A 14,967-nucleotide genomic window follows, 5' to 3' on the forward strand; every position below is an offset into this window, starting at 1 on the left:
CGTTCATTCTGGTGTGTGAGCGCCTTATTGCGGGGTCCAGGTTTTGGTTTTGAAGTTGTGATAGCCTTCAATAAACCGCACCGTGCCGGACTTGGAGCGCATGACCAGAGAATGCGTAACGGCATGGTTCGGATACTGATGGATGCCCTTCAGCAGCGTGCCGGACGTTACACCCGTGGCGGAGAACAGCACGGAGCCAGCGGCCAGATCATGCAGGCCGAGCTTGCGGTCCGGGTTTTTGCCGGGGTTCATTTTCTGGGCGCGCTCGCGCTGGCTGTCATCTTCAAACAGCAGGCGACTCTGCATCTGGCCGTTGACGCAGCGGATTGCCGCAGCCGCCAGAACGCCTTCCGGCGCACCGCCTGAGCCTGCGTAAATATCAACCTGACTGGTATCCAGACACGCGGCAATCGCCCCGGCCACATCCCCGTCAGTCAGCAGGCGAACACGAGCGCCCGCTTCGCGCGCTTTGGCAATCAATTCTTCATGCCGTTCACGGTCCAGCGTGCAGAGAACGAGGTCCCGGATTGCTTTACCCTTGGCTTTGGCCAGATTGCGCAGGTTGTTTTCAATGGAGGAGTCAAGATCCACCACGCCTTCGGGCAGGCCGGGGCCGACTACGATTTTGTCCATGTACACATCGGGTGCGTGCAGGAAGTTGCCCTTTTCGGCCAGTGCCACAACAGTAATGGCGTTGGGCATGTCCTTGGCGCACAGATTGGTGCCTTCCAGCGGGTCCACGGCAATATCCATGGCCGGGCCGCCAGAGCCGACTTTCTCGCCGATATACAGCATAGGCGCTTCGTCCATCTCGCCTTCGCCGATCACGACGGTGCCATCAATAGCCACGGTATCAAACGCCGTGCGCATGGCTTCAACAGCAGCACCGTCAGCGTCGTTTTTCTTGCCACGGCCTGTCCAGTGGGCAGAGGCCAGAGCAGCGGCTTCTGTTACACGGACCAGTTCAAGGGCCAGATTGCGGTCAGAAACCACAAAACTCGGAATCGGCTCAATCGCGTCAGACATTCTAGAGATAATCCTCTCTGTTTAAGGCCAGGGCTGGGCTTTTATAAGACGCTCAGTCCGTTTCAATCCGGATCATCACCGGCGTATCCGTCACCACATCCAGGCCATCAATCCGCGCGACAGCATCCTGCATGGCGGCTTCAGACGTCTGATGCGTCACCAGTACCAGTGGCACATAAGGATCGGCATCATTCTGCTCCGGCGTGTGCTGCAGCATGCTGCGGAGAGAAACGCCGCAATCACGCAGGACAGCCGTGATGTCCGCAATCACACCGGGACGATCTTCCACGAGTAAACGCAGATAGAACGCACCAGTGCCTGCAGAAACCGGGTTAGCCTGCAAAGGAGGCGTATCTGTGGCCTGCACACCCCAAACAGGGATGGTATGTCCGCGGGCAATATCAATAAGGTCAGCCGCAACAGCACTGGCGGTGGGGCCAGCTCCCGCGCCACGGCCTTCAATCATCAGGCGGCCAGCAAAAGCACCTTCTGCGACGACGGCGTTAAACACGCCATCTACCTGCGCGATGGGCGCATTTTCCGGCACAAGGCAGGGGGTCACGCGGGCTTCAAGCCCATCATCACCCATGCGGGCCATGCCCAGCAGTTTGATGCGATAGCCCAGCGTGCGGGCAAAGGTGAGGTCCAGCGCGCCAATGCGGCGGATGCCTTCCACATGCAGCGATTCAAACGCCACCGGCTGCCCAAAGGCCAGGCCAGCCAGAATGGTCAGCTTGTGGGCAGCGTCCAGACCGTCAATATCGGTGGAGGGATCTGCTTCCGCATAACCCAGCTGCTGCGCATCGACCAGAACGGTGCCGAAATCCTTCCCGGTTTCCCGCATCACGGTCAGGATATAGTTGCAGGTGCCGTTCAGAATGCCGCCAATCCGCAGAAGGCGGTCTGCTGCCAGACCTTCACGCACCATTTTAATGGCCGGAATGCCGCCCGCAACGGCCGCTTCAAACAGCAGTGGTGCAGATTTTTCAGCACTCAGTCGGGCAAGAGCCGGGCCATGAATGGCAAGCAGAGCCTTGTTGGCGGTCACCACCGGCTTTCCGGCAGCAAGGGCGGCTTCCACCACAGCGCGCGCCGTGCCTTCTGAGCCACCAATCAGTTCGACCACCACGTCTACGTCCGGGTCGGCGACCAGATCGGTGGCGTTATCGTACCAGCGCATGCCGGACAGATCGACCCCACGGTCCCGCGTGCGGTCCCGGGCGCTGACGGCGGTGACTTTCAGCGGGCGGCCCGCACGGGCTGTGACCAGATCCGCATTGGTGTTCAGCAGCCGGATAACACCAGCGCCAACTGTGCCGAGACCAGCGAGACCAAGACGAAGAGGGGAAGTGGAGGGAGAAGACGTCACGATTCAACAGGCTCCGGCTTGCTGGCAGAAGAAGGAGGCGCTTTTACGCCATGGGCTGAAAGAAAACCACGAATGGCACGGGTGGCCTGACGCAGACGCTGGGTATTTTCCACCAGCCCGATGCGCACATAGCCTTCCCCATGCTCACCAAACCCAAGGCCGGGGGCCACGGCCACACCAGCTTCTTTCAGCAGAAGTTTGGAGAATTCAACGCTGCCCAGTTCCCGGAACGGTTCGGGGATGGGGGCCCATGCAAACATGGAGCCTTCTGGTGAGGGCACATCCCAGCCACCAGCATGCAGGCCACGGATCAGCACATCTCGCCGATCTTTATACAGGGCACGGATATCCGCCACGCAGTCCTGCGGGCCGTTCAGGGCCGCCACGGCTGCAACCTGAATGGGCGTAAAGGCCCCATAATCCAGATAGGATTTAATGCGGGTGAGAGCGGCAATCAGCCGCTCATTGCCAGCCGCAAACCCCATACGCCAGCCGGCCATGCAGTAGGTTTTGGAGAGCGAGGTGAACTCGACTGCAATATCCTTGGCACCCGGCACCGCCAGAATGGAGGGCGGGACGAGGTCGCCGAAATAGATTTCTGCATAGGCGAGGTCAGACAGGATGAAGATTTCTTCCCGGCGCGCAAACGCCACCAGCTCCTTGTAAAAATCCAGATCCGCCAGATAGGCCGTAGGGTTGGACGGGAAGTTGACAATCAGTGCCGTCGGCTTGGGCACGGAATGGCGCACAGCACGCTCCAGCGCCCGCAGCATGGTGTCATCCGGCGTGGCGGGAATGGAGCGCACAGAGGCTCCGGCAATAATAAAGCCGAACTGATGAATGGGGTAGGAGGGGTTGGGCACCAGAATGGTGTCACCCGGGCTGGTAATGGCAGAGGCCAGATTAGCCAGCCCTTCCTTGGATCCCAGTGTCGCGATCACTTCGGTATCCGGATTGAGCTTCACGTTAAAGCGGCGCTCGTAATATCCGGCAAGAGCCTTACGCAGGCCCGGAATACCTTTACTGACGGAATAACCGTGCGCCCGCGGGTTTTGTACAGTTTCAATCAGTTTCTGCACAATATGCGGCGGGGTGGGACTGTCCGGGTTGCCCATGCCGAGGTCAATAATATCCTCGCCCCGCGCTCGGGCTGCCGCTTTGGCCTGATTGACAGAGGCAAAAACATAAGGCGGCAGGCGGCGGATACGATGGAATTCTTCGGTCATGGATTTCAAATGCCCTTGTTAGGAAAGGGGTCAGACCCCGCACGATTACGGGGGAAAAACATAGTAATGGCAGAAACGGAACAGGCAACCGCCCCAATGGGATAATCTGTTCTCAACTATGAGATTATCCCACCGGCAGGACGGAGAAGGGGATCAGGGCGTCGTGGCAATCCGTGCGCCCATGCCAAACGCATCCCCCCGGATGTGAATGGCGGAGGCGGGGACGTTCAGGCTGATCAGCTTTTTGGCAATATTCTGGGCGCGCAGCAGTCCAAGCTGCACGGCGTCAGCCTGATCCTGCGCATCAAGTGAGGCAGCAGACCCAAATCCCCGCACATAGAACGGCCCATGCGGTGTTTTGGCGACCAGCTTTGCAAACGCGTCATCCTGCCCGGAGGAAATCTGGTCGGACTGCGGCACGCAATGAATCGCCGTGCCTTTGGCGTCGGACAGATCATAATTGGGGCGAACGGCATCCGGCACATAGGCGTCTGACGGAACATCAAACCCGGGGAAAGACGGCGGCGTGGGCGGCCCTGCCGGAATTTGCGGAATGGCGCTGGCCGGGGTGGGGGGTGTCTGCGCGGTGGATTTCACCTCAGGCAGCCCGACTTCCGGCATGGCGATTTCGGCGTCCTGCTTGCTGGCTTCGGTCTTTTTCCCGGTTTTGGTCAGAGCGCCGGAGTCAGGCGAGGGGGCAGACGGAATGGCTGATTGAGTGCTTTTCCCGGCAGAAGCAGCCGTGGCAGCAGTCTGCTGGGGTGGGGCGTCTGCTGCATCCATAATAGCCCCGGCCGTGCCCTCGGGGAGCGTGGCTGGTTGCGCGGCGCCGTTTCCAGCCTGCGGTGCCGTGCCGCCTTTTGGCGTGGCTGATGCAGCAGCGCCGGGTGGTGGCGGGATTTCGGGCATCAGGGTGCCGTTGGCCGCCACAGTGCGGTACATCAGGTTCCGGTCACGGATCAGCTGTTGCGTGATCAGGGACCGTGCCTGAGGGGAGGGGACTTCCGGCGTGGTAGTCGGCGTCAGCCCCACATGCGGGTAGGGGTCATAAATACCGGGCGGCGGCGGCCGCTGTGCGGCAATCACCCCGCCACGCATATGCTGCATCCACTCAAACGTCGTATCGACGGGGTCTTTATGGCTGCATCCTGTCAGGCAGAGCACGCCTGTCGCCACCAGTAACCCGGACCGAAAAGGGTTGCCGGACTGAAAAGCCATGTAAACACGGTGCCGGAAAGGCCGGTCCTGTTCTGGGCACGCTTGCTGCATGACGTGATGGTTGCTCCGCTGGCAGGGTGAAAAACAGGGGGCACTCTACCCTCTTCGGGCCGTTGTGGCGAGATAGGGGATCACCCTCGCATGATTGCCCCTTGGCAGGGGCGCGCAGGCAGAGCAGGATAAGAGACATGAACAGAGACACAGAACATGCGGAGACTGGCATGACGGGCATTTCCCCCTGCGATCCTATCCGGCTGGATGATGATAACCCGGAGTCCCCGGACGCACCGGAAAAAGAAGACGCCAAAACCCCGGCTGCTCCGGAAGGGGAGCTGGAGAACAAGCTGTTCAAACAGCGCAAAGTGCTGATTTTTGGCGGGATTAACGACAAGGTGGCCCGGGACGTCACAGCGCGTCTGCTGGCGCTGGCCGGTGAGTCGGACAAGCCGATTGATGTGTATGTGAACTCTCCCGGCGGACACGTGGAAAGTGGTGACACCATCCATGACATGATCCGCTTTGTCGATTCGGTGGCGCCGGTCAACATGATCGGCACAGGCTGGGTGGCCTCTGCCGGTGCGCTGATTTTTGCCGCTGGTCAGAAAGACCGTCGTTTCTGTCTGCCCAACACCCGCTTCCTGCTCCATCAGCCGATGGGCGGTGTGCGCGGTCCGGCAACGGATATCGACATCGAAGCACGCGAAATCATCAAGATGCGTGAGCGTCTGAACCGTCTGTTCGCCCGGGAAACCGGCCAGACGTACGAAAAAATCGTCAAGGACACGGACCGCAACCACTGGATGTCCGCCAAAGAAGCAATTGACTATGGTCTAGTGACAAAGATCATTTCGAAGCTTTCCGACATTCACTAAACGGAAGACCCGCGCTCCTCTCTTCCTGCGGGGGAGAGGAGTCAGTTTGTTGTCCCGGGCCCTGCGTGGCCCGCTTCTGCTGTGGCAGGGGCGGGTGGCGGAGCGCCCCCAGTAAACGGGTTCCTGCCATGGGTTCTCTCAGCGATATCTATTCCCGCCTGCCAGACAGTGTGGATGATCTGCCCCCGCCGCCCGATAATGAGGCTGTGGTTGAGGCCGATTATAAAGCCCGGCACTGGCTCAGCCCTGTTAAAGGCCCGCTGAAGCCGGGGTCTGACGCGCATAAGAAGGCGATTGCGGCGATGTTCCGCGAAACCTTCAATCCGTATCGGCCTTCCGTCATTGACTGGCCGAAGCTGGACCCGGAAACGCTGCACCGCATCACTTCCCTGCCGATCTGGGATATTGCCGTGCAGACGGAGGGTAAGGCCCGCCTGCGTATGGCAGCTTACGCCCGTCTGGTGACAGATCCGGATATTAAGGACGCCATTTCCCGCAATGCGTGGGAAGAAAACCGGCATAAGGAAGTTCTGTCCAAGCTGGTTGAGGCCTATGGCATCAAGATGGCGCCGGAACCGCCGTATATTGAGCCAAAAGACGTCGAATGGGCCTATCTCGTCACCGGGTTTTCCGAGTGCGTCGATAGCTTCTTTGCGTTTGGCCTGTTTGAGCTGGCCCAGCGTTCCGGCTTCTTCCCGCCGGAACTGATTGATACGTTTGAGCCGGTCATGCAGGAAGAGTGTCGCCACATTCTGCTGTTCGCCAACTGGCTGGCCTGGTATCGGGCGGTCATGCCCTGGTGGCGTCGTCCGTTCTTTGAGATGAAGGTCTGGGCGGTATGGGCATTCCTTGCCTATGAACGCATGAGCATTGCCACCTCTGTGGATGACAAAGGTGAGGTCCATACGCAGGACAACAACTTTACCGTTACCGGCACAAAAGACATTGCCAATGTTGATCTGAACCTGCCGGAATTCATGGATCTGTGTCTGGAAGAAGATGACCGGCGCTTTGCGGGCTATGACCCGCGCCTGCTGCGTCCCACCACAGCTCCGGCCATTGCGCGCGTTATTCGTGATGTCGGGCGTGGGTGGCAGTTCGTCTCCGGTCTGGTACGCGCCAACCGGCACTGATTAAGGTTTTGCGGGCAGGGAGTCTTCAGCTTTCCTGTCCGCAGCCGTGTCTCAGAAAGCCTTTTAGCTTTTTGCAGGGGCTCACGCTTTCCGCTTCATGCTTGCATGGGGATCAAGCGGGATTTTTATGAGGACCTGATTGAACGCCCTGGTGCTGCGGAAGAGTGTATCACGCGGGTAGTCCTGCGGTCTGAATACAAATGTTTGCGGCGTATCGCTCTGGTTATCCAGAAGAAGCTGGGACTGGTCATTTTTGATGGCCTCCAGTCGGCTATGCGGTGCGACCGAAACAATAAGCCGATGTGCATCTGGCAGCATAAAGGCGACAATCACCCCCACGACATCTTCCATGCAGTTATTGAGTTGCTTTAACCAATGGCGGGCTTCGGCATCTGTGAACTGGTCCGGCTGAGGCGTTGCGACGGCAATCTGGAAGGTGAAACCGATAAATTCATTTGCAGTCAGGTTGGCCATTAAAGGCGGGTTTTCGACCCATAGGGCCTTTGTCAGCGGCACAGTCAGTTCATCATTATCCGCATTGAACAGCGGGATGGGGCCGTTTTGGGTTTGCAGATGCAGGCCGGAGGCTTTCAGCGGTGCATCTTCGGGTTGGAGCCGCCCCAGCACATGGAGCGAAAGATTGGCCCGGTCTTGTTCAGGGAATGCGTTAAAGCGGTTGAAGACGCGCGCAACGGCGCGGTAGGTCTGAACTTGTACTGTGCGCGTGGCATGCACTTCTATATTCTCAGGCTGCGATGTCTGGGCGTATGCCGGGGAGAAGCACGCCCCGCAACAGGTCATCAGGAGCGATAAAAGACTGTGTCTGCGCATTAAAAGCCGCCTCGCAGTATAAAAGGAACACCCCAAATCATACTGCTTCCTGTTTACCAAAACATGGACAATCTACGACTTGGGGAATGTCTTTTAAACCGTATTACTATAGCGGCGGTAACGGAAAGCTGGTGGTGTTGCCGGGCGTTCTGCGATGGCCTTCTCAATCCGGTCATGCGCCGGGGCGCGGTGGCAGACCGGGTCCGTCGCGTCGGCTTGTCCGGCCAATGCCAGAGCCTGACAGCGGCATCCGCCCCAGTCATCTTCTTTAAAGGCACAACTTTGGCACGGCTGGGGCATCCAGTCCGTGCCGCGATAGAGGTTGAATAGCGGCGAGTCCTGCCAGATGGCCTCAAGCGACTCTTCTGCAACGGACGGGAAGGTCAACCCCGGAATGCTTTCTGCCGCATGGCACGGCAGCACTTTGCCGGAGGGCGAAATATTGAGGAAACGCTGCCCCCACCCGCCCATGCAGGGCTTGGGGCGTTCGGCGTAATAATCCGGGGTCACAAAATCAATGGCAAGCCGGTTGCCAAACCGCATGCGTGCCGCCGCAACAGCCTGTTCCGTGGCTTCTAACTGTGCGCAGTCCGGCAGGAGGGCGTCCCGGTTGAGCAGGCCCCAGCCATAATACTGCGTATGTGCAATTTCCACCCGGCGTGCGCCAAGTTTCTCGGCCAGATCCAGCATGGCCGGCACGCGTTCGGCATTTTGCCGATGGATCACAAAATTCAGCGTTAGGGGCAGGCCGTCTTCTACAATCAGGCGAGCCGCTTCCAGCTTTTTGGCCTGAGCGCCTGCCATGCCGCCAATCCGCTCGCCTTCCTGCGCATCTGCATCCTGAAAGGAGAGCTGGATGTGGTCCAGCCCGGCTTCAGAAAGTACCTTCAGACTGTCACGGTTTAGCAGCACGCCGGAGGTAATCAGATTGGTATAAAGCCCCAGAGACACCGCATGACGGACCAGATCAGCCAGATCAGGCCGGGCCATGGGTTCACCCCCGGAAAAATGCACCTGCAACACGCCCATGGCGGCTGCTTCATCCAGCACACGCATCCATGTTGCGGTATCCAGTTCGCCTGCACGCGGGTCCAGCCGGAGCGGGTTGGAGCAATAGGGGCATTGCAGCGGGCAGCGATGCGTCAGCTCTGCCAGCAGGCTCATGGGGGGCGGGGCTTTGATCATGGCAGAACGGGTCATGCCAGCAGCAGAACCTGCTTGTCGGCCAGTTCCTGCGTCATGCTCAAAACATCCTGTGCAATGACATCACGTGGGGCAGAAAACTTGTCTGCAAGCTGGTCAATAATCTTCGCCAGAGAGCGTTTTCCGTTCACCAGTTGCAGAATTTCTGCCGCAACGGCATCGGCCAGAAACGCACGCTCTGGTGCCTGCACAAACCACTGTTCCCGCACGCGGTCATATTGCAGCCGTGTGCCACGGGCAAAGCGCGGCATACAGGTTTCCGCCAGAAGGGTGGCGGCTGTCATGCTGCATCCTCAGCCGGACGGAAAGCCCCCGGCGGAATGCGGGCGGGCGTGACATAGGCGTAATCCAGCGCATCCAGCATGGACCACAGAACGCCGCATTTGAACTTGAGCGCGCCAAGCACGGCCTGCTGTTCGGCTAGAGTGCGGGCATGTTCCTTCACATAAGCCAGTGCAAAGGCCGAATCCTGCGGGGCCTGCGTCAGGCGCGGGGCGAAGTAGGCCAGCGTTTCTTCCGTAATAAACGCATAGTTCCGTAGCATGCCGGACACACGTTCACTGATAATGGTGGGGGAGAACAGCTCTGTCAGAGAGGACGCAATGGCCTCCAGAATGGAGCGGTCTCGCACAAAATGCACATAGGCTTCCACGGCAAAGCGCGTACCGGGGAGCAGGCCGTCCAGAGATTCCACATAGGCGCGGTCAAGTCCCAAACCATCGGTCAGCTTCAGCCAGCGGGCTACGCCGCCTGTGCCGGGTTCGGTCCCGTCATGGTCAATCAGCCGCCGCCGCCATTCCCGCCGCAGTTCTGCTGTGGGCAGGCGGGCAAGCAGTGTGGCGTCCTTGGCGGGAATGCTGGCCTGATAATAATAGCGGTTCAGAGCCCAGGCCTGCACCTGCCCCTTGTTCAGCTTTCCATCATGCAAGGCACGGTGGAAAGGGTGCAGGTTGTGGTACCGTTCCGCACCAATAGCCCGTAAGGCAGCTTCCAGTTCGTCGGGGGAAAGCAGCCGGTCTGTCATAGTGTTATCCTCATGCCATCATAGGCGACATCCCAGTCTGCCTCTTCAACCTGCCTGCGTTCAGGCGTGTCGGCTAACAGAATGGGGTTGGAATTGTTGATGTGGATGAGCACCTTGCGGCCTACGTTCAGCGGGCGGAAGGCGGCAATCGTACCATCCGGCTCATCCGCAATGGACATATGGCCCATACGTCGGCCTGTCTTGGCGCCCAGTCCGGCGCGGACCATCTCGTCATCCGTCCAGAGCGTGCCGTCAAAAAATACCACATCGGCCCCGTTCAGGCGGTCGCGCAGGGCGTCCGTCATCATGGCGCAGCCGGGAATAAAGAGAGCACGATGCTGGCCATCCGTAATGTCCAGACCGATGGTTTCCCCGTTATTCATGATCTCAGCCGGGTTTTCCCCACGCTCAGCATAAAGCGGCACTTTACCGGGGACGGAAAATGGCGTGATGCGCAGATTGCCCGGCATTAGAGCAAGGGGCTCGTCAAGCGCCATGGTCTTGCGCGGTACCAATGTGCGGTCCAGCGCATCAAAAATCGGGTTGGCGTCCAGCTGGGCCAGAACAGAGGCGGTGGCATAGAGCCCGTAAGCCTGCCGTTCCCGCATGGTCAGCAGCCCGGTAATGGCGTCAATCTCGCCACTGGTCAGCACCACACCGGCAATGGGGGTGGAACGCAAACCGTCTTTGGGGTGCAGGGCAGGAGTCTGGTTGATCTGCGCGCGCAGATCGGGCGAGGCATTGAGGATAAACCAGTGCTCACCATCCCCGCTGACGGCGAGGGACGCCTGTGTGCGGGCCGGGGCGTTTGGGTCTCCGGCGCGGGCGCGCTGGCAACCGGGCGCATTAGAGTTCCACTGAGGAAAGCCGCCACCTGCGGCAGCGCCTAGAACAAGAAGATCAAGCATACGCGGCTTTTTAAAACAAAAATGCCGCCAGCGCGAACCTGATGCAGGTCGCGCTGGCGGCAGAAAGGCTTATTTCTTCTGGCCGCAAACGTAGCTGTTGATTTCAGCGCCAAGCGGGATTTCGGTGATTTTCGGTGTGGTCCAGGCCATGAGAACTCTCCGTTAATGGGTCATGTATCAGGCGGCCTCCTGTTCTGGCAAAAGAGCCAGAGGGAGGCTGGCCGCGCAGAAACGAGTGTGAGCAAAAGCCCGAAGGGTGCAACCCTGCACACAGAAATATGAGGTCTTTTTCATTCTTTTCACGGGAGTGTGAACAGGGATCCTCCCTGAACAGACAGCACACCAAAACGCGACGATTTGCTATTTCCGCCGCATGGCTTCTAAACACGGCCCGGCATGATGTGCCGTGCGCAGGCTATTTCAGGCGGGAGAAGGAAGCGTGAAGGCTGATGAATAGTCAGATCAAGGCGTTATTCAGACGGGTGTTTCGGAACACGGGCTATCTGCTGACAGGCAGAGGCGCCATGGCCGTGCTTGCGCTGGCCAGCACCGCTCTGGCCGTCCGTACGCTCGGGCTGGAGGATTACGGCGTCCTGCTGCTGATGAGTTCCTTCGTCATGTCCTGCGCGGTGGCGACACGCTTTCAGGCCTGGCAACCTTTGCTGCAATACGGCACCTCTCTTTACAAAGCCGCCGAGAAAAAACCGTTTCAGACCCTTTTCCGCCATTGCACCATGCTGGATGCGCTTGGCGCGCTCATGGGGGTGGCCGTAGCGCTTTTCTCCAGTATCTGGCTGGCGCATCTTTCCGGTTGGGCGGCCGCCTATGGGCATATTCCGCTGTGGTATATGACCGTCATCCTGTTCATGAATACGGGCTGCGCCATGGGCGTCCTGCGGCTGGCCAACCGGTATGAACTGGCGGTTCTGGCGGATACAGCCAGTTCTGTCGTCAAATTCGTGGGGTGCGTGACAGGGTTTTTCCTGCACTGGACGCTGCCGGCTTTTCTGTTGCTTTGGTACTGCTCCACGGCTGTGGCGTTTGTGCTGGATTATGGACTGGCCTTCTGGGTCATGGCGCGTTCGGACAAGCTGAAAGGGTTTCGGCTCGTCAATGTGCCCTGGCTCAGCCCGATTAAAGGGATCTGGCGCTTTACCTTTTCCACCAGTCTGGATCAGGCGCTCGGACGTCTGGGCTCCCGCTTGACAGTGCTGATTGTCGGCGCGGTGCTGGGCCCGGAAAACGCCGCCATTTACAATGTGACATGGCAGATTTCCGACGGCATGGCGCGCCCGGCGCAAATGCTCACCCCGGCTTTGTATCCGGAACTGGTGGCGCTGCGGGACAAGCGTGACTGGGCCTCCATCCATCAGGTTACCAACCGTATTTTGCAGGCACTGGCGATTTTTTCCGCTGTGGTGCTGGTTGTGGCCACGTTTGTGGGGCCCTGGCTGCTGCATCTGCTGCTGACTGTCCCGTGGACAGGCACCCGCACGCTGCTGTTGCTGATGACCGTGACCGCCATTCTGGACCTGTGGGACGTACCGCTTGAGCCGCTACTGGTGTCACTGAACAAGGCGCATCAGATTCTGATCGGCCGCATGGTGACGATGTGTTTCTCGCTCCCGTTGCTTTATGTGCTGGCCAGCGCGTGGGGGATGACCGGTGCGGGATTTGCAACCCTCTTAAGCGAGCTGGCCATTCTGCTGACACGTCTCGGTCCTTACCTTATTATGAACCGTAACAAATCATTTGAGGGCAAACCCGAAGCCTGAGACCTGTTCGGGAGCCAGAGCGCGAAAAGCCGGAGGTGTGACCTGAGCCGAGCAGTTTTATCCGAGCCAGTCTGGATTCTGGATACAGGGCGGGTCGGAGAACAGGCACAGTGTCGGACGCTGGCGCAGGCGCTGGGGCTCCCCTTCCGGACAGTGCTACTTGGGCCCGCTTTTTCGTCGCCAGCCCAGTGGCCAGAGACCACAGGGCTGCGTCTTATTCTGTCTTTTGGGAATGCGGTGCAGGCCGCTTGTGCGTTACGGGCGTCCTGCGCCGTAAGGCCATTGGTGGTGCATATCGGCCGGCCGAGCCATATTCCTGCCAAGGATCTGGATCTGATTATTCCGCTGCCGCAGGATGATTATCCTTCGGGGCCGAATATTCTGAGAGTCTTGTGGCCCTTTAACGGGGCATCGCTCAAACCAGCTTATGAGAACGTGAAATGCCAGCGCCATGCAGGCACCATTGTGATGTATGGCGGCCCGTCCCGCCACTTCCGGATGGGGCTTGCGGAAACCCGCCGTCTGTTAATTTTTGCCCGCAAACTGGCGCATGCCAATCAGGAAGCCCTGCACATCCTCACCAGTCCGCGAACACCGCCTGAAGCGGTGGCATGGATGCAGGAACAGGTGAAGACATACGGTGCCGTCCTGCATGTCTTCCAGCCCGGTGAAGATGTGTTCGGCAGCTTTCTGAAAACTGGCAACCGATTTGTGGTGACTGCCGATAGTGCATCCATGCTGGCAGAGGCTTGGCGTAGCTGTGCGCCGGTCTGGCTGTTTCCTTTGCCGCAGCGCCAGACGCTCATGTCCCGATTGCAGCAGGGGGTGGACGCTCTGGGGCTCCGGCCTCTTCGCTATTGGCTCATCACGCGAGGGATCCTGGGAAGTGGGGCCAACTTCACACATTGGCATCGCACGCTGATCCGCTCAGGTGCGCTCCGTTGGGCCGACCCGTATCTGAACGAGCAGGATTTACGCTGGGCGCCAGTGCGGCATCAGGCCGATAAGGACCTTATGCGATGCCGGACCCGTATTCTGGCGCTGCCTAGTCTAAAAAAAGCATTATTGTAATGCGTCTCCAATCAACTGCGATGGAAAAAGCGTGACACATTCAGAAACCCTCACAGAACAGGCGACCCTGAACGGAACCTGCGCTGTGGTTGTGACCTATGGCAATCGGGTTGCATTTGTTGAGCAGGTTCTGCATGCGGCGTTTCAGGCCGGTATCGGGCACGTGGTTCTGGTAGATAATGGAACAGTCCCCGCAGTTGCAGAAAACCTGAAAACAAGTGTGGCGGTACGGGGCGCAGAGCAGGTGACGACTGTGCGGCTGGAGCGCAATGGGGGATCGGCGGAAGGGTTTGCCGCAGGATTTGCCGCCGCAGCACAAAGAGCGCAAACCCAGCATATCTGGGCGTTGGATGATGACACCGTTCCTCATCCTGACGCACTCAAAGCTCTCGCCCGCACATGGCGGCTTATGGGGGGGAAACCCTCCTGCTGTCTGGCCAGCTTTCGTCAGGACAAGCGCACCTACATCAAGCTGGTTGAAAACAACAAACCCAACGCCATTCAGCCCAATTCCTTTTTTGGCTTTTCCGTTCAGGCTCCTTTTCAGAAAAAAACGGTCGCACTCTGGAAGAAGGGCGGGCTGGAATGTCGCGCCATGGAAATGGGTGCCTATGGCGGCTTATGGTTTCATAAAGACTGGGTGCAGCGTATTGGCCTGCCGGATGCACGCTTTTTTCTCTATTTTGATGATTATGACTATACATTACGCATAACCCGTAACGGAGGGGCGCTGTGGATGTGCAGCAATAGTGTTCTAAGGGACCTTGAGCAATCCTGGACACAGACCCCTTCCTGCCTTCATCCCTGGCTACAGGAGCAGCAAGGCATAATTCGTCCCTATTTCGCTTTGCGGAACCGCGTTTTTATTGAGCAAAACAGTATAAATTGTAGGCTGATTTATAATCTCAATATGGTTCTATTTCTGTTTATAAAAGTCCTGTGTCGCACCCCGCGCGGCGTCCTCTACCACCTTCAGCACCCCGTTAAAATGGTGCGCCGCTGGCGCCTGCTGGTCAGCGCAATCCGGGATGGTCTTTCAGGCAACTTTGAAAACAGGATTTTAAAAGACCAATAACTAGAGGGTGTTATGCACTTTGGATGAGCAGGTTAGCTGCGTTTCTAAGCATGAAACCTGCGAAGGCGATGGTATGCATTGCGGCAAGCGTTGAGGCGCAGCGCTCGTAGTCTTTCACCAGCCTCCTGCACCGCGTTGCCCACGCGAACGATCTCTCTACGATCCAGCGACGTGGCAGCAGCACGAAACCCCGTTTAGCCTGAGGTAGTCTGACGATTTCGAGAGTGATATCCTGC

At 58.6% G+C, this 14,967-nt stretch carries 16 protein-coding genes; 5 read left to right on the plus strand and 11 right to left on the minus strand.

The features are described from left to right. Nucleotides 1–24: 24 nt before the first annotated feature. The 4 genes from glpX to KP703_RS09125 form a co-directional block, all read right to left on the minus strand. A complete protein-coding gene (glpX, locus tag KP703_RS09110) occupies nucleotides 25–1,026 on the minus strand; it encodes a class II fructose-bisphosphatase (protein WP_062249339.1) in 1,002 nt (333 codons plus the stop codon). Nucleotides 1,027–1,078: 52 nt separating this feature from the next. Then, a complete protein-coding gene (locus tag KP703_RS09115) occupies nucleotides 1,079–2,395 on the minus strand; it encodes a homoserine dehydrogenase (RefSeq protein WP_215754591.1) in 1,317 nt (438 codons plus the stop codon). Continuing rightward, complete coding sequence (locus tag KP703_RS09120) at nucleotides 2,392–3,621, minus strand: LL-diaminopimelate aminotransferase (RefSeq protein ID WP_215754592.1); 1,230 nt, start codon at nucleotides 3,619–3,621, stop codon at nucleotides 2,392–2,394. The genes KP703_RS09115 and KP703_RS09120 overlap by 4 nt, the downstream gene beginning before the upstream one ends. A 153-nt stretch (nucleotides 3,622–3,774) precedes the next feature. Continuing rightward, nucleotides 3,775–4,839 (minus strand): hypothetical protein, encoded by a 1,065-nt coding sequence (locus KP703_RS09125; RefSeq protein ID WP_252353960.1) that lies wholly within the window; start codon nucleotides 4,837–4,839, stop codon nucleotides 3,775–3,777. A 188-nt stretch (nucleotides 4,840–5,027) separates the two neighbouring features. Here KP703_RS09125 and KP703_RS09130 point away from each other — a divergent pair, with 188 nt between their 5' ends. Next, nucleotides 5,028–5,711 (plus strand): ATP-dependent Clp protease proteolytic subunit, encoded by a 684-nt coding sequence (locus tag KP703_RS09130; RefSeq protein ID WP_179193783.1) that lies wholly within the window; start codon nucleotides 5,028–5,030, stop codon nucleotides 5,709–5,711. 128 nt (nucleotides 5,712–5,839) lie between these two features. After that, entirely contained in the window at nucleotides 5,840–6,844 is a 1,005-nt protein-coding gene (locus KP703_RS09135) for a ferritin-like domain-containing protein (RefSeq protein ID WP_215754593.1), read from the plus strand. 81 nt (nucleotides 6,845–6,925) lie between these two features. Here KP703_RS09135 and KP703_RS09140 read toward each other — a convergent pair whose 3' ends face one another. The 6 genes from KP703_RS09140 to pqqA form a co-directional block, all read right to left on the minus strand. Next, on the minus strand, nucleotides 6,926–7,579 hold the full coding sequence (locus KP703_RS09140) for a DUF2987 domain-containing protein (protein ID WP_215754594.1): 654 nt from the start codon (nucleotides 7,577–7,579) through the stop codon (nucleotides 6,926–6,928). A gap of 189 nt (nucleotides 7,580–7,768) precedes the next feature. Next, nucleotides 7,769–8,860 (minus strand): pyrroloquinoline quinone biosynthesis protein PqqE, encoded by a 1,092-nt coding sequence (gene pqqE, locus KP703_RS09145; protein WP_215754604.1) that lies wholly within the window; start codon nucleotides 8,858–8,860, stop codon nucleotides 7,769–7,771. Between the two features lie 11 nt (nucleotides 8,861–8,871). Further along, nucleotides 8,872–9,162, minus strand: a complete 291-nt coding sequence (pqqD, locus tag KP703_RS09150; RefSeq protein ID WP_062141737.1) for a pyrroloquinoline quinone biosynthesis peptide chaperone PqqD — start codon at nucleotides 9,160–9,162, stop codon at nucleotides 8,872–8,874. Next, nucleotides 9,159–9,902: a pyrroloquinoline-quinone synthase PqqC gene (gene pqqC / locus KP703_RS09155; RefSeq protein WP_215754595.1), complete on the minus strand. Its 744-nt coding sequence runs from the start codon at nucleotides 9,900–9,902 to the stop codon at nucleotides 9,159–9,161. Before pqqC ends, pqqD begins: the two co-directional genes overlap by 4 nt. Beyond that, nucleotides 9,899–10,810 carry a pyrroloquinoline quinone biosynthesis protein PqqB gene (gene pqqB / locus KP703_RS09160; RefSeq protein ID WP_215754596.1) on the minus strand — a complete coding sequence of 304 codons (912 nt, stop codon included), beginning with the start codon at nucleotides 10,808–10,810 and terminating at the stop codon, nucleotides 9,899–9,901. The genes pqqC and pqqB overlap by 4 nt, the downstream gene beginning before the upstream one ends. 69 nt (nucleotides 10,811–10,879) lie before the next feature. After that, nucleotides 10,880–10,960, minus strand: coding sequence for a pyrroloquinoline quinone precursor peptide PqqA (gene pqqA, locus KP703_RS09165; protein WP_043550231.1), 81 nt, complete (start codon nucleotides 10,958–10,960; stop codon nucleotides 10,880–10,882). Nucleotides 10,961–11,256: 296 nt separating this feature from the next. Between pqqA and KP703_RS09170 the strand changes: the two genes are divergently transcribed. The 3 genes from KP703_RS09170 to KP703_RS09180 all read left to right on the plus strand — a co-directional run bounded on the left by KP703_RS09170 (nucleotide 11,257) and on the right by KP703_RS09180 (nucleotide 14,731). After that, entirely contained in the window at nucleotides 11,257–12,585 is a 1,329-nt protein-coding gene (locus KP703_RS09170; RefSeq protein WP_215754605.1) for a lipopolysaccharide biosynthesis protein, read from the plus strand. A gap of 78 nt (nucleotides 12,586–12,663) precedes the next feature. Then, nucleotides 12,664–13,656, plus strand: a complete 993-nt coding sequence (locus tag KP703_RS09175) for an ELM1/GtrOC1 family putative glycosyltransferase (protein WP_256441399.1) — start codon at nucleotides 12,664–12,666, stop codon at nucleotides 13,654–13,656. A gap of 31 nt (nucleotides 13,657–13,687) precedes the next feature. Continuing rightward, nucleotides 13,688–14,731 carry a glycosyltransferase gene (locus tag KP703_RS09180; RefSeq protein WP_215754597.1) on the plus strand — a complete coding sequence of 348 codons (1,044 nt, stop codon included), beginning with the start codon at nucleotides 13,688–13,690 and terminating at the stop codon, nucleotides 14,729–14,731. A gap of 10 nt (nucleotides 14,732–14,741) precedes the next feature. On the opposite strand, the gene KP703_RS09185 is transcribed toward KP703_RS09180, so the two are convergent. Then, the coding region (locus KP703_RS09185) for a transposase (RefSeq protein ID WP_215754598.1) at nucleotides 14,742–14,967 on the minus strand (226 nt) is incomplete at its 5' end.

The organism is Acetobacter sp. P5B1 (assembly GCF_018811985.1).
Taxonomy (GTDB): Bacteria; Pseudomonadota; Alphaproteobacteria; order Acetobacterales; family Acetobacteraceae; genus Acetobacter; species Acetobacter cerevisiae.

Bases quoted from the DNA above. Each gene is read 5' to 3' on its own strand.
- glpX (WP_062249339.1), bottom strand. From the start codon at position 1,026: ATGTCTGACGCGATTGAGCCGATTCCGAGTTTTGTGGTTTCTGACCGC.
- KP703_RS09120 (WP_215754592.1), bottom strand. From the start codon at position 3,621: ATGACCGAAGAATTCCATCGTATCCGCCGCCTGCCGCCTTATGTTTTT.
- KP703_RS09125 (WP_252353960.1), bottom strand. From the start codon at position 4,839: ATGGCTTTTCAGTCCGGCAACCCTTTTCGGTCCGGGTTACTGGTGGCG.
- KP703_RS09130 (WP_179193783.1), top strand. From the start codon at position 5,028: ATGAACAGAGACACAGAACATGCGGAGACTGGCATGACGGGCATTTCC.
- KP703_RS09135 (WP_215754593.1), top strand. From the start codon at position 5,840: ATGGGTTCTCTCAGCGATATCTATTCCCGCCTGCCAGACAGTGTGGAT.
- pqqE (WP_215754604.1), bottom strand. From the start codon at position 8,860: ATGATCAAAGCCCCGCCCCCCATGAGCCTGCTGGCAGAGCTGACGCAT.
- pqqD (WP_062141737.1), bottom strand. From the start codon at position 9,162: ATGACAGCCGCCACCCTTCTGGCGGAAACCTGTATGCCGCGCTTTGCC.
- pqqC (WP_215754595.1), bottom strand. From the start codon at position 9,902: ATGACAGACCGGCTGCTTTCCCCCGACGAACTGGAAGCTGCCTTACGG.
- pqqB (WP_215754596.1), bottom strand. From the start codon at position 10,810: ATGCTTGATCTTCTTGTTCTAGGCGCTGCCGCAGGTGGCGGCTTTCCT.
- pqqA (WP_043550231.1), bottom strand. From the start codon at position 10,960: ATGGCCTGGACCACACCGAAAATCACCGAAATCCCGCTTGGCGCTGAA.